Origin of the sequence: Tahibacter sp. (genome assembly GCF_035481375.1) — a bacterium.
Taxonomy (GTDB): domain Bacteria; phylum Pseudomonadota; class Gammaproteobacteria; order Xanthomonadales; family Rhodanobacteraceae; genus Tahibacter.
Map to the genome: position 1 here is coordinate 1 of NZ_DATIGT010000078.1, position 23,256 is coordinate 23,256.

Genomic DNA, 23,256 nt, shown 5'->3' on the forward strand with positions numbered 1-23,256 from the left:
GGCAAGCCGGTCGCTGGCCTCGAGCGTCGCCGCCACTGCGGCATCGCTGCGGCCCTGGCCGTGCAGTTGCACCGCTCGTCGCAGACTCGCGAGTGCCTGATCGCGCGCCGGCTGCTCCGGCGGCGTCACGGCGAGCGTCTCGACGGCGTCGATGGCAGCGGCCGCGACGTCGGCCAGCGAACGCGCCGGCAACACGAGTTCGCGGCTGGCCAGCGCGATCACGTCGCTGCCGACGACACGGCCGACGCGCGTGACGAGGCGACGGTTCGCGTCGGCGTCGGGCAGGCGCAGTCCCGCGTCGAACACGCGCGTCTCGCCGGCGGCGAGCGCCACGCGCCAGGTCACGCTCGTTGCGGTCGACGAGGTGATCGCCGGCCGCACCGTCTCGGCCTGCACGCCGGCCGGGAGTTCCAGCGTCACGTCGACTTCGAGCGCCGCGCCGGTGTTCGTGACGCCCGTGCGCAGCGGCACGTAGGCCTTGCCGACCGGCGAAGCTCCGACCGGCGGCGCAACGTGCGCAAGACTGCGGCGCAGCACGTCGGTCCATGCCGCCGCCTGAGCCGTGTCGGCGAGACTTGCCGGCAGGTCGAACGCGAGCACCACGGTGCGGCCCGCGCCGTAGGTGTGGCGGAACGCCGCCGGCGTCGATGCCGCATCGCCGAAGCGCGCCTGCACGAGCGCACCGGTCGCGGCGTAGCGTTGTGCCGCACCGCGGCTCAGATAGCTGCCGCTCGCAAAGATGCCCCCGTCCGCGACGATGACGCCGACGTCGTTCGCCGCGAGTTTCTCGACGAAACTCACGCCGAGCAGCGGATCGAGCATGGCGTTGCGGGCCTGGTGCGCGCCGTCGACGATGAGGCCGTCGCCGCGGAACACGGCTTCGCGCAGTTCGTCGGCGAGGCGATAGGCGAGCGGTGCGGCGCCGCCGCTGATCCAGTACGTCGTATAGCGGCCACTGCGCAGTGCCTGTTCGAACGCATCGGTCGTGCTGACGACCGCGTGCTCGATACCGAGTGCGGACAGCAGCTGGTCGATCTGCGTGACGCGGCCGGCCGTGCAGACCGGATCGTCGACACAGTTCGCGTCTTCGCAGCGCACGAGCACGAGCACGCGCGCCGCGGCGTTCAGACCCTGCTGCAGCGACACCGACGCCGTCGGCGCCGTCACCGTCAACGGCTTCTGCGCGAGCACACGATCGCGGCCTGCGGCCGTGATGCCGAGCACGGCGGTGTAGCTGCCGGCCGGGGCGTTCGCGATCCAGTCCTGCACGAAGGCGGCCGGCGTCGCGCGCGGCGCATCGACGCTGCCGCGCCAGGTCCAGAGCACGGTCTGCGCGGCGGTGTCGACGACACTCAGATACACCGGCAGATCGTCGACATCGGCGTTGCCCGTGTTCGTGATCGCGGCCTGCAACTGCGCCGCGGCACCGCTGACGACGCTGGCCGGCGCGACCTCGAGCGTGCCGCCGAGACCGTCGCCGGTGTCGTCGGGCGAGCCGACGCGATACGTCGCTTCACGCTGGTCGAGCACGCGGTTCGCGCTGTCGAGCAGTTGCTGCACGATGCGGTAGTCGCCTGGTGCGACATCATCGAGCGGACGCAGCACCCGGAAATCACGCAGCGCGCCCGGCACGAGCTGGCGCAGGGCATGACCAAAACTGTACTGCTCCACATTGCTGGCATCGTAGACGCGGACGAGCAGGGTCAGATCGTTCAGCACGACGTTGCTCGACAGGTTCTGCGCGCGCGAGTGGATCTGCGCGTCCTCGCTCGCGCGATAGACCGGCTTGTCGGTCCAGACGCGCGAGGTCGCGCTGCCGGCCGTGTCGGCCAGCACGCGGAAGACCGTCTCGGCGCGGGCGAGCACGCGGCCCTCGGCGTCGAGTTCCGCGACGGCACGGTATTCGCCGGGCACGCGCGTACCGATCGGGAAACTGTCGTCGCGCCGGTATTCGGCGTCGGCCGGCACGCTCGCGCCGGCGGCCGACAGGGTCGCCACGAGCACGCCCTGCGCATCGAGCACACGCACGCTCAGGCGGCCGTTGGTTTCGCCGGTCGTTCCGCCCTGCAGCCGCGTCGTGACAGCGGCCGTCGTGTTCGGTGCGTACTCGGGCAGATCGGTCGCAATCTGCGCCTGCACGAGACCGGTCACGTCGATCAGCGGCACTTCGATCGGCACCTGGATTTCCTGCCCGGCGAAACTGTTCTCGAAGGCAAGGAAACCCGAGTCGAGCGTCTTGCGCCGTTCCCCGTACTGCAGGTCGTCGAGGTTCGTGTCGAAGCAGATGGCCTCGCCCTGCGGACCGATGTCGTTGAGCGACCAGACGTGTTCGGTGCGTCCGCCCGGCAGCGACACGACGGCCTGCGGCGCCTTGCTCATGCCGGTCAGCGACTGGCCTGGCGCCGTCACGAGATGCGCGCGCGCGCCGATGCGGCCGCAGGTCACCGGCATCTGCCAGATGAACTCGTCGGTGTGGTTCCAGATCAGGATGCGGTTGCTGAAGCGGTCGAAGGCCAGATAGTCGATGTCGGTCAGGTCCGGCGACACGGTCAATGCGTCGAACACCATCGACACGCTGCGCGTGCGCGGATTGATCTGCGTGAGTACGTGCTCTTCGCCCTGCTGTCCCACCTTGGTCCAGCGGAACGGCGCGAGGTACAGGTTCTCGCCGCAGTCGGCCGTGATGGTCGGGTTGTCGTCGCCTTCGAACGTCGGCTCTTCGGTACCGTCGCCGGCCGAGTACAGGTCGAACACCGCGCCGTCGGGCTTGATCATCGCGATCAGGTGATTCGTGTTCTGCACGTAGACCGTGTCGGCGGTGTCGACCGTGATGCCCTGGGGACCCGGCAGGCCGCGCGTCGCGACGATGCTCGAACTGCCGTCGGCAAGGATCTTGAACAGCTTGTCGGTCGCGGCGACCAGCACTTCGCCGCGGCTGTTGACGGCGATACCCGAGACGCCGGCGGCGTCGAGCGTCGCGAGCGTCGTGCGGCTCGCCGCAAGATCGACCTTCACCACATCGACGACGTTGCCGCCGCGCTTGTTCAGCAGATACAGATTCTCGGCATCGTCGATCGCGAGGCCCTTCGCGAGGCTCAGGCCCGTCAGCAGCGTCGAGGTGACGCCCGCCGGCGTCGTCTTGTACAACTTGGACGTGTCCACGTAGTACAGGTTTCCACTCCGGTCTGCGATCAGGCCTGACGGCTGCGAGATCGATGCGAGCTTGCGTGCGAGTCCGGTTTCCACGCGTGAGATCGCATTGGCCGCCGCGCCGGAAACGCCGAGGCACATGGCGAGCGTCTGGTCGCCGGGCGGCAGGGTGCTGCGCGACGCGGCGAGTTCGCCGCTGGCATGCGCGCCGACGTGGACGAAGTTGGTCGGCGTACCTTCGACATCGCCGCGCCGCACTTCCACCTTGAAGTCGCCGCCGTAGGCGGGCGTCCAGCTGCCGAAGTCGATCTCGGCGAGATCCGCGCTCGCCGGCAGCGCGGCCATCGGCCGCGTGACGCGATGCACGACCGTGCCGGGCGCCGGCGGTTCGGCCGCCTGGGTCACGCGAATCCGCCAGAGGTTGCCGTTGTTGTGCGCGAACAGCGTGCCGCCGCCCGCATCGACGACGCCGCTGATGGTCGTGGTGCCGAGCTGCGACTTCACGCGCAGCAGGTCGACGCGACCGTCTGTGCTCACCTGGTTCATGAGCCCGGAATCGCGCGCGACGGCGATGCGTCCTTCGCTGCCGATGTCGATCGCGTTGATGTTGTAGAGCCCCTGCGCGACCGGCTCGATGTGAGCGTTCGCGTAGCGCACGATCGTGCCGCTGATGCGGTTGCCGATGTACACGTCGCCGTTGGCCGCGACATCGATCGCGCTCGGCGCGCGGATGCCGGCACTCAGCGTGGTCCACAGCGGCGCCGCGAAGCGCAGCAGCGCGGCGTCTTCTTTTTCGACGACGACGGGTGCGCCGTCGAGGAAAACGATGCCCTGCGCGTTCGGCGCGCCGGTCAGTTCGCTGCGCGTGCCGTCGGCGGCCACGGTGTCGATACCGTCGGTGCGCGTGATCCAGAGCTTGCCGCTCGCATCGAACGCGAGCCATCGCGGCTGCGCGCTCGCCGCGATGAACTGCGCGGCCGTACCGGCGCGGTCGAGACGCACGACGCTGCGCGCGCCGTTGTTGGCCACGAGCAGGCGGCCCTGGGCGTCGAACACGAGACCCATCGGATTGATCAGGCCGGCGTATTCCGCCGACGTGTTCAGCGCGGCATCGAGCACGAGCAGACGGCTGTTGGTCTTCTCGGCCATCGCAAGGCCGCCGTCGGCCGCGACGGCGATGCTGCCGAGCAGATAGTTCGTGATCTGCTTGAGATCGCGCAGCGCCGTTCCGTTCCAGGCGCGTACCTTGCTCACGCTGTTCTCGACGGCGACACCGACCGTATCGACGCCGCGCTGCGCGAGCTGATCCGCCTTGAAGTTCGTGGTCAGGAACTGCGGATAGCCACCGGGTGCCGCACCGAACAGCTTGTCGTTGGAATCGACGAAGCGCAGTTCGCTGCCGGTCCAGACGATGCCATACGGAATGCGGAAACCGCTGACCGTCGACTGCAGGCCGCCCGCGGCGCTGTAGAGGCTGACGCGTTCGAGCGACGTGCCGACCGTGATGATGCGGCCGCTGCCGTCACGCGCGGCACCGTTCACGCTGCTGAGCCCCGTGAGCAGGCTCGTCGTCGCGCCCGTCGCCGGATCGATTTCGTACAGCACCGTGCTCGACCAGAGCAGCACGCGGCCCGCTGCCGTCGTCGCGAGGCCGCTCGGAGCGCCGCTGACGCCGTGGCGTACTTCGCTCAAGCCGCCGTCACGCGCGACTTCGAACACCTTGCCGGTGGACAGCAGCACGTAGACCTTGCCGCTGCCGTCCGACGCGAGGTCATAGGGCTGTGCGGGGAGTTCGACCAGCGTGGTGAAATTGCCGCCCGCATCGAGGCGGTACAGACGCTGGGCACCGGCGTCGCGCAGCACGTAGTCGCCCGCGCTGTCGACGGCGATGTCCTCGGCGTCGAGCGGCAGCGTCTTCACGAGCGCGGTGGCACCGCTCGTCGGGTCGAGGCGTACCACGTCTTTCGCGCGCACGGCGGCGAGGCCGCCGTGCGGCGGATCGAGCGCGAGCGCGTCGAAGGCGGCGACCGAAAGCTTGCGCGGCAGTCCGCCGTCGATGACCGCGACCGAGTCGGCATTCAGCACGAACAGCCGGCCACCCGGTTCCGCCACCACCGTGGTCGGGCCCTGCAGCGCACTTTCCACGGCGCCGAGCCGGCGGCCGTCCGGTGCGAACGTCGCGATGCGATACGTGCCGCCTTCGGTGACGTGCAGATTGCCGGTGCCGTCGACGGCGACGCCGTGCGGCGAGCTCAGACCCGTGGCCAGCGTCGTCGCCGTCGCGCCGTCGATGCGCAGCAGCCTGGTGCCGCTGATGACGTAGATCGTGCCGTCACCGCCGACCGTCAACGCCTCGGGCGAATCGAGGCCGGTGGCCTGCACGACGACGCGGCCGTCGCGTTCGAGCCGGCGCAGCGTGCCGTCGCCGTTGAGGCTCAGCAAGGCGCCGTCGGCGGCATAAGCCAATGCGACCGGCGTCGCGACGACGCCGCGCGCGAACAGGCTCGCGGTTCCGTCGGCGGCGATGCGCTGGATCGCATCGTCGCCCTGCGTGCTCACGTAGAGCTGGCCGTCGCTGCCGAAGCGCAGATCGGCCGGATCGTTCAGGCCCGTCGCGAACGTGCTGCGCGTGCCGTCGGCGGCGATGCGCACGATGCTGTTGCTGCCGCTGTCGGCGACGTAGAGCAGTCCGTCGCTGCCGCGCGTGATGCCGCGCGGCTTGTTCAGACCCGTCGCGAAGATCGTGATGGAGCCGTCGCGCGCGACGCGGGCCACGGTGTTGTCGCCGTAGTTCGTGACGTAGAGATTGCCCGCGCTGTCAGGCACCAGCGCGAAGGGCTGGGCGAAACCGTTGCGCCAGAGCACGGTCTCGGTGCCGTTCGTCTCGCGGCGCACGAGGCGCGTCTCGTCGACGCTGACGCCGTTGTCGAGACCGACGTACTCGCCGACGAGCAGCAGCTCGCCGCTCGCGAGCGCCGTCAGTGCCGCCGTGCGCGTGAGGCGATTGAGCTGCAGCGTCGTCGCATTGCCCTGGTCGCTGACGCGATACAGCGTCTTCGTCGACGTGCCGACCCAGAAATTGCCGGCCGTATCGCGCGCGAGCGCGTTCAGCGCGATCGAGCCGCCGGTCGGCAGCGCCGCGTGCACCGAGGCCACGCCCTGCGGGTCGAAACGCAGCACGCGGCGCGCGGCGGTCTCGAGCGTATACAAATTTCCATTGTCGTCACGCACGAGACCGCGCGCGTTGCTGCCGAGCGGGGCGCCGTCGAAGAACGGCTCCGGCGCGGCGGACAGCGCGGTGCGGCCGTCGGGGTCGAGCGCCTGCAGGATCACGCTGAGTTCGGCCGAACCCGGCGGCAACTCGCGATTGCCGATGTTGGCGAGGCTCGCGCGCAACTGCACCGGCACGGTGCCGGCCTGCAGCAGCGGCGGTGTCGCAACGACCGCTCCGGACAGCATCGGACCCGCGTCGATCGTGAACGTGGCGGAACCTTCGGCACGCACGCGGCCCGCGCTGTCGCTGCCGCGCGCATGCACGGTGTAGACGCCGGCGGCCTGGCGCTGCGTGACCCAGTCCATCTCGATTTCGCGGCGGCTGCCCGGCGGGAAGCTGATCGGCAGGTTCGGCGGATTCTGTCCGGGTCCCGTGCTGTTGGCCTTGAGCAGCTTCACGACGATGCCGTTCGCATCGATGATCTCGGCGTCGATGATCAGCTCGGCCGCAGTGTCCGACGCATTGCGCACGCCGATCTCGATTTCGATCTCGCGACTCGGCGCATAGACCGGACGATCGGTCGCGACTTCGTCGAAGAAGATGCCCTGACCGTTGGCCGGCACGAGTTCGATGTTCAGCGTGCTCGCGCCGATTTCCGGCAGCGACACGGTGACGTTGCGGCTCAGATAGCCGGCCGCGGACACCTGTACGACGAAGTTCGTGCCGGCGATTCCGCTCAGCGAATAGCGTCCGTCCGGGCCGCTCGCCGCGGTCGGACTCTGTCCCTGGATGCTGAGCATCGCGGCCGCGATTGGCGCGCCGGAATCGACGTCGCTGACGAGACCGCTCAGCGTGCTGCTCGTGGCGACGGTCTGCAGCGGCTGCGCGCCCAGCTCGTTGATGCCGCGCGCGAGCAGCCCCTTGAGGTTGAGCGTGCGGCGTCCGTTCGCACTGAGGCTCAGCGCGAATTCGCCGGCGGCGCGGTTCATGAACTCGAAGCGGCCGTTCGCCGCGGTGGTCACGCTGCTCGCGCCGAGCAGCACGCTGACGCCGGCGAGCGGCTGCTGCGTGGCGGCATCGACGGCCGTGCCGCGCACCGTCGCGTTGGCCGGCGTGGTGCTGCCGGCATACAAAGTCGGCGAGAACACGCCGCGCTCGCCCGGCATCAGGATCAGGCTGCCCTGCACCGTGTTGTACGGATCGAGCATCACGGCGACCGGCACGTTGCCGGCCGGAATACCGGTGATTTCATAGCGGCCGGCCGCGTCGGTGATCGCGTTTTCGGTACCGGCCGTGACCGTCGCGTCTTTCAGCAGGCGTCCGCCGCTGTCGCGCACGACACCGGACAGCGACGCCGTCAGCGGCGCCGGCGTCAGTGCAACCGTGCCCAAATCCACTTCGTCGCCGGCGACCGCGGTCGCGTTCACGCTGCGCGTCGCGTAGCCGAGCCGGCCCAGGCGCAGCTGCAGCGGACCGGCGTCGAGACCGGCCAGCGTGAAGCGGCCGTCACTGCCGGTCGTGGTCGCGAACGCCGCGTTGCCGACGAGGCTCACGAGCACGTCCGGCAGTGGCTGGCCGTTGCCGCCGTCGGCGACGAGGCCGGTCAGCGCGGCGCGCTGTGGCGGCGTCGTGCGCGCGGCGCTGCCGAGTGCGCGCAATGCGAGCGCGGATACGTAGGGATCGGCGCCGCTCCAGCTGCCGTCGGCAGCCTGCGCCGCGGCGAGGCCCTGCACGAGCGGATCGAGCACGGCGGCGTCGGCGGTCTGCGAACTCAGCGCGATCAGCGCGAGCGCGTCGTAGAGCACGTCGCCATAGCGGCCGTCGGGCTGGCGCTGCTGCAGCAGCCAGCTGCGCGCGGCGCCGGTGGTCGCACCGACGTCATGGCGATCGGCCCAGGCCTGCGCGGCACTCAGCACATACGCCGTAACGTATACATCGCTGTCCGGGCCGAAGCCCCAACCGCCGTCGGCGTTGCGCGACGCGACGAGGAATTGCAGCGCCGCGACGACGGCCGTCGCGTGCGTGTCGCCCGTCCCGGCGAGCGCCTGCAGCGCGAACGCCGTGTCGTACGGATCGCCCGGAAACCCGGCATACAGGCCGAACCCGCCGTCCTCGGCCTGTGCCGCGACGAGCTGCGCCCGCGGGGCGCTCGCGTCGCGCCCCGCGGCGGCGAGCACCTGCGCACGACGCGCGGTGAATTCGACGGAGTCGTCGGTGTCGGCCTGCACGAGATCGACCGTGGCGGTGGCCGGCAGATCGAACAGATCGAGCGCGAGCACGGTTTCGGAGCGCGTCTGCAGCGGCAGCGCGATCGCGGCGTCTTCACCGGCGATCGTTCCGTCCGGCGCGACGCGCGCAGACAGCCAGGCCTTGCCGCGTTCGATGGGTGTGGCCGGCGACTGCGCCGCGGCGAGGCCGCAGGCGAGTCCCAGGCTGGCTAGCAGAAACAGGCGTAACAACGGTCGCAGCATGGCTGCCCTCGGATCGATGGATGCACGATGTCGGCGCAGCGCACGGCACTGCGGACGCGCCGCGGACAAATCACGGCTCGTCATCGGGCCAAGCAACGGAACTGCGCGGAAACTGCTATCAGGCAAATGCGGCAGAGTTCACGATGACAAGTTGCGCCCTGGTTCTTCGTCCTCGGCCCACACAGTCCGAATACGGAAGCCGCCGCCATGAATCCCGCCCGACGTCGCTGGACGTCCGCTCTCGCCGCCGTGATCGCCGCCGCCATGGGCGGCTTTTCGCGTTTCGCTCGCGCGCAGCACGCGCACACGCACGCGAAGCCGCTGCGCCGGCTCGACCTTTCGCCACCGGCGCAGGCCGAACCACGCGCACTACGTTTGCCGGGCCAGAGCGGACTGCTCGCCGACGTGGATCTGGCGCGGCCGCTGGAACTCACCGCAACGATCGGCTGGGAGCCGCTGCTGCCCGGACCGACGTCCGACGTCTGGCAATACGCGGGCACGACGGCCGACGGCCGCGCCGTCGCGAATCCGACGCTGCGCGTGCGGCGCAACGCCATGCTCGACGTGACACTGAAGAATCGTCTCGGCGACGACACGACGATCCATTGGCATGGACTCATGGTCGACGAACGCAACGACGGCAGCGGCCTGCATCCCGTGCGTCACGGCGAGTCGCAACGCTATCGCTTCAGCGTGCACAACCGCGGCGGGCTGTACTGGTATCACGCGCATCCGCACGGCGGCACCGGCGAGCAGGTGCATCACGGTCTTGCCGGATTGCTGATCGTCGAGGACCGCGACGAACTCGCGCTGCGCGAAGCACTGGATCTGCGCGCGGGGATCTCCGATTTCCCGCTGCTGCTGTCGGACAAGCAGTTCGGCCTGCGCAACGCGATCAAGTACGAACTCGGCGAGGACGACTGGATCGGCAACAAGGTGCTCGCGAACTGGTGCGCCGATGCGCGCCTCGACGTTCCGCGGCGGGCGTGCCGGCTGCGTCTGTGCAACGCATCGAACGCGCGCGTCTACAAGCTCGTGTTCCGCGCGGGACGCCGCATCCTGCCGTACTGGCTGCTCGGCACCGACGGCGGACTGCTCGAAAGGCCCCTGCGCACCGATCAGGTCTATCTCGCTCCGGCGCAGCGCGTGGACCTGCTTATCGACTTTTCCGCATTGCGCTCGGACGAGGAAGTACTGATGCTCGGCGCGGACTACGATCCCATGGAAAACGACGGCGGCATGGCCGCTGCCGATCCGATGCTCGAGCATCCGGGCGCCCCGCCGATGGGCGCCGAGCAGACGCTGCTGCGACTGCGCGTGGCGGCAGGCGAATCGCGAACACTGCGTCCGCCGGCGCACCTGTCGACCCTGCCGGCAGCCGACTTCGCGACGGCCGCGCCGCGGAAGCTGAAACTGTGGATCAATGACGCGGGCCGCTGGCTGATCAACGAATGGAACTTCCATCTCGATCATCACAACCCCGCGTTCGAAGTGCGGCGCGGAAGCCTCGAGATCTGGGAACTCACCAACGCGATACGCAGCATGCCGCACCCGTTCCACGTGCACGCGTTCCAGTTCCGCGTGCTTTCGCGCAGCGACAGCCCGGCGCAGATCCGCCGCCTCGCGGTGGATCGCGACGGACGCACGCCGCAGGACCTGGGACTCATGGATACGGTTTTGATCTGGCCCGGGGAAACCGTGCGCATCGGCCTGGATTTCTCGCAGCCGTTCTCCGGCAGGCAGTCCTACATGTTCCATTGTCACAATCTGGAACATGAGGATCAGGGGATGATGGTCGCGTTCGACGTGGTCGATTGATCAAAGAAGAGAACCCTCCCCTTGAACGGGAGGGTTTCTGCATCGCGGGTTTCTGCGGTTCAACCGCCCAGCTTGCACTTGAGCCACGCCCGCGCGAAGCGCAGCTCGCGGTCCACCGTCGGCACCGAAATGCCGAGTTCGTGCGCGACTTCCTCGCGCTTCATCCCGAGCAGATACGTGAACTCGATGACGTCGCTCTTGCGCGCATCGCGCGCGCGCAGCAGATCGAGTGCGTTGATCAGCAGCAGACCGAAAGGTTTTTCCTCGGCCGGCTCGTCTTCCGCTTCGGCGAGCGGCACGTAGACGAGCCCGGCGCCGTTTTTTTCGGCCCCCAGCGAACGCGACCAGTCGATCAGCAGATTGCGCATCGCGACGACGACGACGCCGAAGAAATGCCGGCTGTCGCGCCACTGCGGTGGTCGTTCGAGCAGGCGCAGCAGCAGCTCGTTCGCGAGTTCGGCCGGGCCCAGCGCGATGGAATTTCCGAATTGCCGCAGATAGCGCGTGGCGATCGCGAGCACTTGGGGGTAGACGATGTCGGTGAGGCGCCGGACGGCAGCCTGATCGCCGCGGGTCCATGCGTGGAGCAGTGCGGTGAGATCGTGCCGTTCCGCGACGAAATCAGGGGTTTCGTGGGTCATGGGATTCCGCGAGCGCCGCGGCGCCGTTCCACGGAATCCGATCGGCAGCATTGTTGACAAATTGCTTCCTGCCCGAGCCATGACGTAGCGCCACGGTGGATGCTGTCACGGCATTTTTCGGTGCTTTCTGCCGAGCCCGCTGGTTCGGTCTCGCCGCGGCGTGCGGGCCGATAGGAAACTGCGTCGTTTTTCGTGCGCGCTCGCGACACTCCGGTGCGGACGATCGCTGATAGGAGCCTGCGTCCCGGGACGTTGTGCGTAAGAGGCGGATGACGCCAGACGCGCTTTGATCGGGGTATCGGGAAGCGGGCGAACGTCCGTGGCGATCCTTTCCACGAGCAAAGACGATCGGCCCGCCGAGGGCCGCAACCTATCCCTGTGGGAACGAAGCATGAAGCAGAAGAACAGAGCGCTGCGTTGGCCGGACCGGCTGATGAAAGCCGTGTCGTGCGTTGCCTTGCTGACATTCGGTGCGACGATCGCGCAACCGACGGTCGCGGTGGTGCGTGCCGACGCGCAGAAACCCGTGCCGTCGGTACCGCGCGCGCGCAGCGTCGTGCAGCAGATCGGCGATCTCTACATCGAACTCGAGACGTTGCTCGAGCGCATGGATCGTCGTCTCGACGGCAAGTACGAATTCGACTGGCAGAACGTTGCCGCGCGTTCGACGCCGATGCCGGCACCCGGCACGGCGGCGCGCGAAGATCTGCGCGAGCTGCAGGCGCAACTCGACGGCATCGCCAGCCGTCTGCAGGCACTGCAGAAAACGGCAAACGGATACTTCGACGCAACCGGGGACAGCTTGCGCGAGCGAAGAGCGCCGGCAGCGGCCATCGATCGATTGCAGGCGACGGCGTCGGTGTACCGGGGACGCCATGAAGCGCTGACGGCAAAGCTCGACGCCGTTCGCAATGCGACGTCCGCGGCTGGCTATCGCAGCGCCGTCGCCGACGCGCATGCATTCCTGGAGCGGCATTCGTCACGGCCACTGCGTGCGTCGCACGATCCGCAGAAGCTCGCCTTCGGCCCGTCCAGGCAGCTCGCACGCAAACCGATCGCGGATGCGGCCGAACTGCGCCGCGCGCTCGGCGCGGAGTCCGTACTGAATGCAACGTCGCCGCCGGGCCCCAGCAGTCTCGCCGCGACGGAGGACGTGCAGCTCACACCGGACATCCTCGCGAAAGCCAACGCGCTCGGCCGGCAACCGCTGCCGATCTATCAGTGGGTTCGTAACAATGTGAAATTTGCGCCGACGTACGGATCGATACAGGGATCCGACTACGTGCTGAAGACGCTGGAAGGCAATGCCTACGACCAGGCCTCGCTGCTGATCGCGCTGCTGCGTGCGTCCGGCATCAATGCGCGGTATGCGTACGGCACCGTGGAAGTACCGATCGCCCAGGTCAAGAACTGGCTCGGCAACGTCACGACGGCCGAAGCCGCGCTGCAACTGCTCGGCCAGGGCGGCGTTCCGGCCGTCGGCATCGTTCAGGGCGGCACGATCACGCACGTCCAGATGGAACACGTCTGGGTCGAGGCTTACGTCGACTACATCCCGTCGCGCGGCGCGCGGCACGTCGCCGGCGATACCTGGATTGCGATGGATCCCAGCTTCAAGCAGTTCGACTATCTCGCGCCGATCAAGCCGAGCGACGCGGCGACGCTGGATATGTCGCAGTACGTCGCGACGCTGCAGTCGTCGGGCGAGGTCGACGCGACGGCGGGCTGGGCGCGCAATCTCGCGCACGATGCGTCGAACGCACAGGTTGGCAACGCGCTCACCGCGTATCGCAATTTCCTCGACGTCGAAGACGCGCAGCTCAGCGAGATCACCGGCGGTCGCGCCGTGCGCGTGCAGACCGCGACCTATCTGGCCGCAACCTTGCCCTACACGCTGAACTCGGTCGCCAATCGCTGGAGTGAGCTACCTGCCTCGCTGCGCTGGTCGTTCGAGTACCGCATCGACGGCACGACACTGCTGTCGCGCGGACTTCCGGCGCTCGCCGGCAGCCAGATCGCGGTCTCGTTCGAGCCGGCATCTGCCGCGGATGCGGACCTGCTGCGCAGCTATCTGCCCGGAACCGTCGATGATCTCGGCGACCTGCCGGACGCCGTTCCGGCCGGCGATGCGAATCTGCGCCCGGTGCTCGCGGTGAATCGAACGGCCGTCGCGTCCGCGCCGGCACGCGCGCTCGGCGAGGAGCTGATCGCGACACTGCGCCTCCATCGTCCGGGCCAGGGTTGGTCGCAGAGCCAGAAGACTCTGATTGCCGGCGATTATCAGGCGGTCAAGCTCGACCTCGGCGTCCTTGCGGCAGCGGATTTCGATCGTGTCAAAGCGGATTCCGAATTCCTCGGCGACAAGATCGCGGGACAGGACTACACGGGTCTCGACACGCATCTCGTCGGCGGCATTCCGCTGCAGGGTGTTCTTCTGTCGTATTTTGCACATATTGATAATGTGAGCCGCATGCTGGGCGGCTGGACCGACACCGTGTTCCAGCGCCTGCCGAGCTATGGCTCGGTCAGCTCGACGTCGGTCGTCACGAAATGGATGGGGATTCCGATCGACTACAGCCCGCAGGGACTGACGCTCGATATCGATCACCTGTCGCACGCGGCGGTCGATCGCGCGAACGACCTCGACCGGACGCGCATCTTCAATCGCAATGCCGGCGCGCTCGCGTCGACCTACGAGCATCTGGTTCTGCAGTGGGGCCTCGCCAAATCCGGCGAAACACCGCAGGCGACGAGCGCGGTCAAGCTGCTCGCGGCCGCGCAGGCTTCGGGTCAGCGCGTCTTTCACGTCACCAACGCCAACCTGCAGACGGCGCTGAACGCGATGACCCTGCCGGCATCGGTCGAGACGCGCATCGCCGAATTCGTCAACGCGGGCTATACCGTCGACGCGCACGAATCGACCGTGAGTTTCGGCGGCACCACCTCGGCGGGTTACGTGGCGATCGATCCCACGACCGGCGCGGGCGCGTATCTGATCGCGAGCGATGCGAACGGCGGCTACGTCGACCGCACCGGCATGTTCTACGCGGGCGTGGCCGCGGGCGCGCTGCTCATGGCGCTGATGGCCGGCGCGTTCCTCGCTGCTCCGGTGATCGGCCTCGGCGCCGTGCTCGCCATCGGTGCCACGCTCGCACTCTTTGCATTGATCACGGCGATCATGGCGGCCAATCCGATCGCCTGCGACGGCAACGGCGAATGCGGTCCGGCGCCGGACGATCCGGGCCCCGATGCGGAGATGCGCAAAGCCTGCTTCATCAAGGGCTTGATGTCGGGAATCGCCGGCGCGGCCACGATACTTGGCACCGCCACACCGCTGGGACAGGGTTTCACGGCATTCCTGCTGCTGGTCGGTCTGGTCGACCTGTTCGCGTTCGGTGCGGTGGACGATCCGCCCTATGGCGACTGCTTCGAAACGCCGAGCAATCCGTCGCTCGCGTCGCTGCGCACAGACGGCACACGTACGTGCAAGCTGGCGAGTGCGGTCGCACCGACATCGCCCGGACGCGAAGTGGCCATGGTCCTCTGACCCGTTCGCGGGATTTCCTGACCTGAAATTCCGCCGGCGGCTCGCATCGCCGCCGGCGGAATCCGGTTCCTTACTGCACTTCCTCGACCGCCGTGCGCTTGGCGCGCCGGATCAGCCAGGCGACACCGCGCAGGTCGGCGATGCCGACGAGTGCGCGATTGAGATTGTTGTACTTGGATACACCCGCGCCGCGCGCGCGGTGATTCACCGGCACGCTGACCGTCTTCCAGCCCGAGCGCTGCATCAGCGCAGGCAGGTAGCGGTGCATGTGGTTGAAGTACGGCAGCTCGAGGAAGGCTTCGCGCTCGAACAGCTTGATGCCGCAGCCGGTATCCGGCGTCGAATCGCGCAGCAGCCGCGAGCGGATCGCGTTGGCGATCTTCGACGCCCAGCGCTTGCTGCCGGTGTCCTGGCGGTTGACGCGCCAGCCCGCGTAGAGCTTCACGTCGGCCGGACCGGTGTCGCGCGCGGCGATCAGCTTGGGGATGTCGGCCGGGTCGTTCTGGCCGTCGCCGTCGAGCGTCGCGATCCAGCTGCCGCGGGCGGCCTTGACGCCGTTGCGGACGGCCGTGCTTTGTCCACTTTGCGATACGTGCCGGATGATGCGGAGTTCCGGCACCTGGGGCTTGAGTCCCTGCAACACCGCGAGGCTGTCGTCCTTGCTGCAGTCGTCGACGTAGACGATTTCGAAATCGTGGCGGCCGCGCAGCGCGGCGACGATTTCGTCGATGAGCGGTTTGACATTGTCGCGCTCGTTGAACACGGGCACGACGACGGAAAGCTGAGGCATTGCGGGAGTCCGAAGCGGTTCGCGGCGCGCATTATCGCCGCTGCGCGCCCGCGGCCCAAATCGATCCGGCCGGCGGGCGGCGCGCCGTCGCGGTCCCGCGCCGCGCGCTCAGGGCGCGCCGGCGGCGATGTCGGACGCGCCCTCGAGACTGCGCCGCCAGCCCGCCTCGAGCGCGTCGAAATGACGCGCGTCGGCGGCGACCAGCGCCAGCGTGCCCTCGGCCATCGGTACCGCACGCACGTGCATGCCGTCATCGACGTAATCGCCGCGACGTTCCTTGTGCCCTGGCAGGAAGAACACCGTGACCGGACCTTCCTTCTCGGGCATGACCATGTGAACCGAGCCGATCACGCCAACCGGGCAGGGCTGCGCATAGCTGACGCCTGCCGGCGGCGGACCGGCGAGACGCACGCCGCGCTGGCGGAAGCGTTCCTCGATCGCGGCGACGGCGAGCGGCGTGTGCGTGATCAGCGCTTCGGGTTCGTGCTGCAAATGGAGTACGAGCTGGCGCGGCAGCGGAGAAAACAGGGCGAGCTGGTAGGCGACGAGGCCGACCGTCGCGACGACGGCCGCGGCCGCCGCAGCCCAGCTCCAACGGCGCCGGCGGCGCACGCGCAGGCCACGCTCGCTCGTCGTCTGCGACAGCAGGATGCGCTCGGCGAGTCCGTCGGGCACGGGCACGGCGAGCGAGCGCTTCAATGCGAGTTCGAACCCCAGCGCGCGTGCATGATGCGCCGCGCAGCCGGCGCAGCCGCGCCGGTGTTCCTGCATCTCGGCGCTTTCGTGGCGCGGATCCGGGCCGAGCTGGCGCCGGTAGTCGAGGCAGTTCATGCGCTGGCCTCGCCGCGTTCGCCGCCGAGCAGGGTCTTGAGCTTCTGTCGCGCGCGAAACAGCTGGGTCATGACCGCGGCCGCGCCGAGGCCGAGCTCGCGCGCGATCTCGTCGCACGAAAAGCCGCCGAGCACCTGCAGCAGCAATGGTTCGCGGTACTTGGGTTCGAGCTGCAACATGGCTGCGCGCACGATGGAATCCTCGCCCAGTTGTTCGGGGGTGAGCGAATCGCGGTCGTCCAGTTCCAGTTCGCCGATGTCGGTGGTGTCGAAGCTCTTGCGCTCGTAGAGACGCGCATGCTCGCGACGCAGAATGGTGATGAGCCAGGCCTTGGCCGCATCCGTTTCGCGCAGCGCGTCGAGCGAACGCCAGGCACGCAGGAAGGTTTCCTGCGTGAGATCCTGCGCCAGCGCCGAATCTCCGCAGAGCCAATAGGCATAGCGGTAGAGATCGCCGTTGTGCGCTCGCACGAGGGCGTCGAATTGGCGTTGTCGGCTGCTCACGCGCATAGAGACCCTCGTTGCATCGAAACGCTTTCAGCGAACGTCGAAAATCATCGACGTTCCCCTCACCGACCGCGCCTTCGCGTCATTTGATGCGCGCGAGGATGCCGTCGAGCTCTTCCAGGCTGTGATAGCGGATCGTCAGCTTGCCGCGACCGTTGCGGCTGTGCGTGATCGCGACGCGCGCGCCGATGCGTTCGGACAGATCGCGCTCGAGCGATTCGACGTTCGGATCGCGCGCCGGCGCGGCCGGCTTCGCCGCGGCAGCGCGCGGCTCGCTCTGCGCGGCGCGCGCGGCGTCTTCGAGTTCACGCACCGACCAGCCGTGTTCGGCGGCCTGGCGCGCGAGTCCGACGGCGAGCGACTCGGGCAGCGTCAGCAGCGCGCGCGCGTGGCCCATGTCGAGCTTCTTCTGTTCGAGCAGCTGCTTGATCTCCGCGGGCAGTTCCATGAGCCGCAGCAGGTTCGACACGGCGGCGCGCGAGCGCCCGACGGCGTCGGCGACCTGCTGGTGGGTCAGGTCGAATTCGTCGATGAGGCGCTTGAGCGCCTGCGACTCTTCGAGCGGCGTCAGTTCTTCGCGCTGGATGTTCTCGATCAACGCGATCGCGACGACGGTGCGGTCGTCGACCTCGCGCACGAGGGCCGGGATTTCGCTCAAGCCCGCTAGCTGCGTCGCGCGCCAGCGGCGCTCGCCCGCGATCAGCTCGAAGCGGTCGCCCGACGCGCGCACGACGATGGGTTCGATGACGCCCTGCGCCTTGATCGATGCGGCCAGCTCTTCGAGCTTCTCCGGATCGATGGTCTGGCGCGGCTGGTACTTGCCCGGAAAGATCTTTCCTACCGCGATCTGGCGCAGCTCGTTGGCGACGCTTTCGGTCGCTTCGGCCGATTCCGGCTCGAGACTGCCGAGCAGCGCGTCCAGCCCGCGGCCGAGTCCCCGTTTCTTCGCTGCCGACATGATGTCCCTCAGTTGGAATGCGCTGCCGCGGCCGCCGCAGCGCCGCGTTCCAGGCGCAACATTTCACCGGCGAGGCCAAGATAGGCGATGGCGCCGCGCGATTCGCGATCGTAGAGATTGATGGGTTTGCCGTGGCTCGGCGCCTCGGCAAGACGGATGTTGCGCGGGATGATCGAGCGCAGCACCTTGTCGCCGAAGTGCTTGGTCAATTGAGCCGAGACCTCGTTCGCGAGGTTGTTGCGCACGTCGTACATGGTGCGCAGCAGGCCATCGATCTCGAGTCGCGGATTCAGCCGGCGGCGCACGGCTTCGATCGTCTCGCGCAGGCTCGCGAGTCCTTCGAGCGCGAAATACTCGCACTGCACCGGAATCAGCACGCCGTGTGCGGCGCTCAACGCGTTGATCGTGAGCAGATGCAGCGTCGGCGGGCAGTCGATGAGGATCGTGTGGTAGACGTCGCCGAGCTTGGCCAGCTGTTCCTTGAGCCGGCTCTCGCGCGCGAGAGCGTCCATGAGCTTGAGTTCCGCGGCGGTGAGGTCGGAGCTGCCGGGCAACAGATCGAAGCCGGCCTCGGTCGTCACGATCGCGCGTTCGATCGGCACTTCGTCGAGCAGCACTTCGTAGCCGTTGGGCTTGGCCGTGCGCTTGTCGACGCCGGCGGCCATCGTCGCATTGCCCTGCGGGTCGAGGTCGACGAGCAGGATCCTGCGTCGCGTTTCGGCCAGCGCCGCGGCGAGATTGACCGCGGTGGTCGTCTTGCCGACTCCGCCTTTCTGATTCGTGATGGCGATGATGCGCGTCATGGAAAGAAACCGGTTATCAAGCCCTGCGTACAACAATGAGATGGCGTTCGCCGACCGTGGCCGGCACTTCCAGCGCGATCGTCCGTTCGATGCGAAATCCGGCCGGCAGCGCCGCGATCTCTTCATCCGCGAGCTTGCCTTTCATGGCCAGCCAGCTGCCGCCCTCGGCAAGCAGATTGCCGGCCCAGTTCAACATGTCGGCAAGCGTGGCAAATGCGCGGGCCGTGATGCAATCGAATTGTCCCGGTACGTCCTGTACGCGGCCTTCTATGACGCGAACGTTGGCAAGCTTCAACGCCCGCACGGCTTCGCGCAGGAATCGTGCCTTCTTGCCGTTGGAATCGACGAGCGTTACCTGGCGCTCCGGGGCGACGAGCGCGAGCGGGATGCCCGGCAGCCCGGCGCCCGTGCCGAGGTCCGCGAGCGATGCACCTTCAACGTAAGGAACGATGGCGAGCGAATCGAGCAGATGCCGCGCGACCATTTCACCGGGATCGCGCACGGCAGTGAGGTTATACGCCGCGTTCCAGCGCGCCAGCAGCTCGACGTAGGCGATCAGCTGGTCGCGCACCGCGCCCGGCAGGTCGAGCCCGAGTACGGCGAGGCCGTCGTCGAGCCGGTGACGCAGCCGTTCCCGTTCCGCCATCGCCGGGCCGTCCGTTTCGAAAAGGCCGGCAAGTATCCGGGCCGCGGTCGGCAAAATCCAGTCGCCGGCACAAAAAAACCCGCTTTGCAGCGGGTCTGTGGTCGTACGGAAAACTTCAGGCTAGGGTCACCTGCACACGGGTGACGACGATGCCGACGTTGCGCAGGCTTTCATTCAGTGCCGCCTTCAGACGGCTGTTGCGCGATTCCGGCGATTCCTCGGCCGGATTGTCGATCGCGCGCGCGGCGTTCAGCAGCCGGCCGCGAATCAGTGCATCTGCCCTGTCGATCGTCGCGTCGGCACGCTGCGCGTCGATGACCTGCCAGTAGATCTTGCCGCTGAGGCGCATTCCAGCGTCGGCGAGCGGAAACAGCTCGTCGAGTGTAAGAACGTGACCGGTAAGGGAAATTCGGTGAACGACGCGTTCGAGCAGCGGCCAGATCAGGTGAGTCCCGGACTGCAGCATGCGCGCCTGGCCGTTGAAACGGCGCAGCGTGTAGACGGTGCCTTCGGGAATGCGCTTGACCGACAACAGGATGACGGCGACGGCAGCGCTCAGAACTAGGAAAAGTATGCTCGGCGACATGGCAGGCTCCCTCTTATTTCAAGAGGTTAAAGCGAACTCTTGTGACCCCGACCAGGTTGTTGACCCAGCCATATGAAAAAGTAGCGAATTAATTATTCCTTAACGGAATCAAACTGTCGCTGAACGGTTTCGCGGAAGTCACGGTACTGGTTCACAGTTCTTGCACATTCCGGGCCGACCGACCGACGGCCACGAGCAGATCGCGGGTATGCGTATGACGCGGACGGGCGAAAACCTCCCCAACGGTTCCTTGCTCCACGAGTTCGCCGCGCCAGAGCACGCCGACATCGTCCGCGCACGCGGCGACCAGATCCAGGTCGTGGGTCACGAATAGCAGCGCGAGTCCGCGATCACGCTGCAGGCGACGCAGCAAGGTGACGATCTGCTGCTGCACGAGCACGTCGAGCGCGCTCGTCGCCTCGTCGAGCAGCAGCGCCGCAGGTTCCGCCGCAAGCGCGCGAGCGATCGCGACGCGCTGACGCTGGCCGCCGGACAGCGCGTGCGGATAGCGGGACGCCAGCGCCGGATCGAGGCCGACATCGGCCAGCAGCGCGTCGACGCGCCGCCGGCATTCATCGCGCGTCGGCGGCATGCGGGCGAGCCGCAACGGTTCGGCGATGAGGTCCGCGACGCGCCACAGCGGATCGAGCGAGGCGCCGGGATCCTGGAACACGAGCTGCAGCGGACCTCGCAGCGGCGCCGGGTCGGCCAGCGGCAGCGGATACGGGGTGCCGTCGAGGACGAGGCGGCCGGCGTTCGCGGCCTGCAGGCCGACGAGGCAGCGCAGCAAGGTCGACTTGCCCGAACCGGACTCGCCGACGACGGCCAGCGTGCGGCCGCGCCGAAGCGTGAAGCCGACGTCGCGCAGCACCGGACGCACCGCGCGGAACCTCCGCGACGAACGGAACCACGCGCCGAGCCCTTCGACGCGCAGCAACGCGGTCGTCGCTGCATCTGCGGCCGCCGGCACCGGCATCGCGGTCGCGATGCCGAGCAGCGCCCGGGTGGCAGCAGCCGTCGGCGCCGCGAACAGCGTCGCCGTGTCGGCCAGTTCGACGAGTCGCCCGTGGTCGAGCACGGCGACGCGGTCGGCGATGTTCCGGACCAGCGCGAGGTCGTGGCTCACGAACAGCAGCGCCAGGCCGCGCTGTCGCCGCAGCCGGTCGAGGAGTTCGACGATCTGCAGCCGCACCGTGCTGTCGAGCGCGCTCGTCGCTTCGTCCGCGATCAGGAGCCGCGGGTCCGCCGCGAGCGCGAGCGCGATCAACACGCGTTGCCGCTGGCCGCCGGACAGTTCATGCGGAAACTGCGCGAGACGGTCCTCCGGACGATCGATGCCGACTTCGGCAAGGAGATCGCGCGCCCGGTCGCGGCGCGCAGCGCGTCCGACGATGCCGGCGTGTGCCAGCGCTTCGACGATCTGCGCGCCGACGCGACGCAGCGGGTGCAGGCTGGCCTGGCTGTCCTGCCACACCATCGCGATGCCGCCGCGGCACAGGCGCCGCCAGGTCGCGGCATCGGCATCGACGAGTTCCTGACCCCCGAATTCGATGGATCCGACGACTTCGGCGGCCGGCGGCGGCAGGCCGATCAGCGCCGTGCTGGTCATGCTTTTTCCCGAGCCCGAGGCGCCGATCAGCGCAAGGCATTCGCCGGCCGCGAGATCGAAGCCGATGCCGTCGACGATCGGTGCCGGACGGCCGCGCAGCGCGATGCGCAAGTCCCGGACGCGCAGCAGCGGCGCGTTCACGCCGCTGCCCGGCGCGGATCGAGACGCCGGCGCAGCGCTTCGCCGAGGAACTGGCAGCTGACGAGCGTCACCGCGAGCGCGGCCGCCGGCGCGATCAGCGTCCATGGCGCGGCATCCATTTCCTGCGTGCCGTCGAACAGCATCGCGCCCCAGCTCGCCGCAGGCTCGTCGACCGACAGACCGAGGAAGCCGAGAAACGATTCGATGAGGATGGCGTTGGGCACGCCGAGGCTCAGATAGACGAGCGCGAGCCCAAGCAGATTCGGCGCGATGTGTCGCGTCATGATCCAGCGCGGCGCGGCGCCGAGCAGCCGCGCCGCATCGACGAACGCAGCTCCGCGCAGGCGCGCGGCTTCGGCGCGGATCACGCGCGCGAGGTCCATCCAGACATAACCGCCGATCGCGGCGAGCAGCAGCGGCAGCGAGCGCTCGAATACAGTCAGCAGCAGGATCACGATGAGCAGGAACGGCAGTGCGGCCATCAGGTCGAGCAGCCGCATCAGCGCGCGATCGATGCCGCCGCCGAGATAGCCCGCGACGACGCCGTAGCTCATCCCGATCGCGAGCGCGACCAGGCTCGCGAGCAGGCCGATCAGCAGCGACAGGCGTCCGCCGACGCAGAGACGCACGAACACATCGCGTCCGATCGCGTCCGTGCCGAGCCAGTGGCCGTGCGCGAGTCCGGGCGCAACGGACAGATGATCCCAGTCCGTGTGATCCACACCGTAGCGGCTGAACCACGGGCCGACGATGCAGATCAGCGCGAGCGCGCCAAGCACCGCGAGGCAGCGTCGTATCGTGCGGTCGGCGGGCGCAGCCTCCGGATCGTCGCGCCGGGACGGCGCGGAATCCTGCGGCGGCGCTTCAGCCATGCGGGAACAGCGCGGCGAAATCGACGCTGCGCAGCGGTCGCGGTTCGCCGAGGTAATTGCCCTGCGCGTAGTCGGCACCGGAGATGCGCAGCGCTTCGAGCGTCGAGAAGCTGTCGACGTGCTCGCCGATCACGCGCAGCTTCAGCGACTGCGCGAGCTGCGTGATCGAGCCGACCATCTTGCGATCGAGTTCGCTGCCGGGCATGCCCTGGACGAAGCTGCCTTCGACCTTGACGAAATCGACCGGCAGGTGACGCAGGTGCGTGAAGCTCGAAAAGCCCGTGCCGAAATCGTCGAGCGCGAAGCGGCAGCCGAGCTTTTTCAGCGACGAAATGAATTTGCGCGCGCTGTGCAGGCTGGTCAGCTCCGACGTTTCGGTGATCTCGAACACGAGCTGGCGCGCCGGCACGCCGGACGTGCGGATCGCCGCCTCGATGAGTTTCAGCGAGTCCGGATCGGCCAGCGTCATGTTCGACAGGTTGACGTGGAACGCGATCGGCGCCTTCACGCCGCGGACGCCCGACAGGTAGCGCAGCAGCCGGTTGAGCACCCAGAGGTCGAGCTTCGGCATCATGCCGACGCGCTCGGCCAGCGGCACGAACACGCCGGGCGAGATCAGCTGGCCGTCCTTGCCGACCATGCGAATGAGGATTTCGAACAGGTATTCCTGGCC

Annotated in this window: 14 protein-coding genes; 2 read left to right on the forward strand and 12 right to left on the reverse strand. The window is 68.2% G+C overall.

The genetic code is table 11. From position 1 onward, the window contains the following. Positions 1 to 8,835, reverse strand: an 8,835-nt coding sequence (locus VLF18_RS04405) for a carboxypeptidase regulatory-like domain-containing protein (RefSeq protein WP_325278407.1), incomplete at its 3' end; no start/stop codon positions are given. 207 nt (positions 8,836 to 9,042) lie between these two features. Between VLF18_RS04405 and VLF18_RS04410 the strand changes: the two genes are divergently transcribed. Next, positions 9,043 to 10,653 (forward strand): multicopper oxidase family protein, encoded by a 1,611-nt coding sequence (locus VLF18_RS04410; protein WP_325278408.1) that lies wholly within the window; start codon positions 9,043 to 9,045, stop codon positions 10,651 to 10,653. Positions 10,654 to 10,712: 59 nt separating this feature from the next. Here VLF18_RS04410 and VLF18_RS04415 read toward each other — a convergent pair whose 3' ends face one another. Further along, the gene (locus tag VLF18_RS04415) at positions 10,713 to 11,294 is read right to left on the reverse strand and encodes an ECF-type sigma factor (RefSeq protein WP_325278409.1); all 582 of its coding nucleotides are present in this window, start codon (positions 11,292 to 11,294) and stop codon (positions 10,713 to 10,715) included. A gap of 391 nt (positions 11,295 to 11,685) precedes the next feature. On the opposite strand from VLF18_RS04415, the gene VLF18_RS04420 reads away from it, so the two are divergent. After that, positions 11,686 to 14,841 carry a transglutaminase domain-containing protein gene (locus VLF18_RS04420; protein WP_325278410.1) on the forward strand — a complete coding sequence of 1,052 codons (3,156 nt, stop codon included), beginning with the start codon at positions 11,686 to 11,688 and terminating at the stop codon, positions 14,839 to 14,841. Positions 14,842 to 14,911: 70 nt separating this feature from the next. Here the strand turns inward: VLF18_RS04420 and VLF18_RS04425 are convergent, their stop codons facing one another. The 10 genes from VLF18_RS04425 to VLF18_RS04470 all read right to left on the reverse strand — a co-directional run. Next, positions 14,912 to 15,631: a glycosyltransferase family 2 protein gene (locus VLF18_RS04425; protein ID WP_325278411.1), complete on the reverse strand. Its 720-nt coding sequence runs from the start codon at positions 15,629 to 15,631 to the stop codon at positions 14,912 to 14,914. Between the two features lie 108 nt (positions 15,632 to 15,739). After that, positions 15,740 to 16,462 carry a DUF3379 family protein gene (locus VLF18_RS04430; protein WP_325278412.1) on the reverse strand — a complete coding sequence of 241 codons (723 nt, stop codon included), beginning with the start codon at positions 16,460 to 16,462 and terminating at the stop codon, positions 15,740 to 15,742. Next, positions 16,459 to 16,932, reverse strand: coding sequence for a sigma-70 family RNA polymerase sigma factor (locus VLF18_RS04435; protein ID WP_414717182.1), 474 nt, complete (start codon positions 16,930 to 16,932; stop codon positions 16,459 to 16,461). Before VLF18_RS04435 ends, VLF18_RS04430 begins: the two co-directional genes overlap by 4 nt. Positions 16,933 to 17,050: 118 nt before the next feature. Beyond that, the gene (locus VLF18_RS04440) at positions 17,051 to 17,926 is read right to left on the reverse strand and encodes a ParB/RepB/Spo0J family partition protein (protein ID WP_325278413.1); all 876 of its coding nucleotides are present in this window, start codon (positions 17,924 to 17,926) and stop codon (positions 17,051 to 17,053) included. A gap of 8 nt (positions 17,927 to 17,934) precedes the next feature. Then, a complete protein-coding gene (locus VLF18_RS04445) occupies positions 17,935 to 18,729 on the reverse strand; it encodes an AAA family ATPase (protein ID WP_325278414.1) in 795 nt (264 codons plus the stop codon). Positions 18,730 to 18,745: 16 nt separating this feature from the next. After that, positions 18,746 to 19,375: a 16S rRNA (guanine(527)-N(7))-methyltransferase RsmG gene (gene rsmG, locus VLF18_RS04450; RefSeq protein WP_325278419.1), complete on the reverse strand. Its 630-nt coding sequence runs from the start codon at positions 19,373 to 19,375 to the stop codon at positions 18,746 to 18,748. 115 nt (positions 19,376 to 19,490) lie between these two features. After that, positions 19,491 to 19,961, reverse strand: coding sequence for an SPFH domain-containing protein (locus tag VLF18_RS04455; RefSeq protein WP_325278415.1), 471 nt, complete (start codon positions 19,959 to 19,961; stop codon positions 19,491 to 19,493). Between the two features lie 151 nt (positions 19,962 to 20,112). Beyond that, complete coding sequence (nikE, locus tag VLF18_RS04460) at positions 20,113 to 21,711, reverse strand: ABC transporter ATP-binding protein (protein WP_325278416.1); 1,599 nt, start codon at positions 21,709 to 21,711, stop codon at positions 20,113 to 20,115. Next, on the reverse strand, positions 21,708 to 22,583 hold the full coding sequence (locus VLF18_RS04465; RefSeq protein ID WP_325278417.1) for an ABC transporter permease: 876 nt from the start codon (positions 22,581 to 22,583) through the stop codon (positions 21,708 to 21,710). Before VLF18_RS04465 ends, nikE begins: the two co-directional genes overlap by 4 nt. Next, on the reverse strand, positions 22,576 to 23,256 hold a 681-nt coding region (locus VLF18_RS04470; protein ID WP_325278418.1), incomplete at its 5' end, for an EAL domain-containing protein. The genes VLF18_RS04470 and VLF18_RS04465, both read right to left, overlap by 8 nt.

Excerpts from the sequence above, each read along its gene's own strand:
- VLF18_RS04440 (WP_325278413.1), bottom strand. The coding sequence starts at position 17,926 with ATGTCGGCAGCGAAGAAACGGGGACTCGGCCGCGGGCTGGACGCGCTG.
- VLF18_RS04455 (WP_325278415.1), bottom strand. The coding sequence starts at position 19,961 with ATGTCGCCGAGCATACTTTTCCTAGTTCTGAGCGCTGCCGTCGCCGTC.
- VLF18_RS04430 (WP_325278412.1), bottom strand. The coding sequence starts at position 16,462 with ATGAACTGCCTCGACTACCGGCGCCAGCTCGGCCCGGATCCGCGCCAC.
- rsmG (WP_325278419.1), bottom strand. The coding sequence starts at position 19,375 with ATGGCGGAACGGGAACGGCTGCGTCACCGGCTCGACGACGGCCTCGCC.
- VLF18_RS04420 (WP_325278410.1), top strand. The coding sequence starts at position 11,686 with ATGAAGCAGAAGAACAGAGCGCTGCGTTGGCCGGACCGGCTGATGAAA.
- VLF18_RS04445 (WP_325278414.1), bottom strand. The coding sequence starts at position 18,729 with ATGACGCGCATCATCGCCATCACGAATCAGAAAGGCGGAGTCGGCAAG.
- VLF18_RS04415 (WP_325278409.1), bottom strand. The coding sequence starts at position 11,294 with ATGACCCACGAAACCCCTGATTTCGTCGCGGAACGGCACGATCTCACC.
- VLF18_RS04425 (WP_325278411.1), bottom strand. The coding sequence starts at position 15,631 with ATGCCTCAGCTTTCCGTCGTCGTGCCCGTGTTCAACGAGCGCGACAAT.
- VLF18_RS04410 (WP_325278408.1), top strand. The coding sequence starts at position 9,043 with ATGAATCCCGCCCGACGTCGCTGGACGTCCGCTCTCGCCGCCGTGATC.
- VLF18_RS04465 (WP_325278417.1), bottom strand. The coding sequence starts at position 22,583 with ATGGCTGAAGCGCCGCCGCAGGATTCCGCGCCGTCCCGGCGCGACGAT.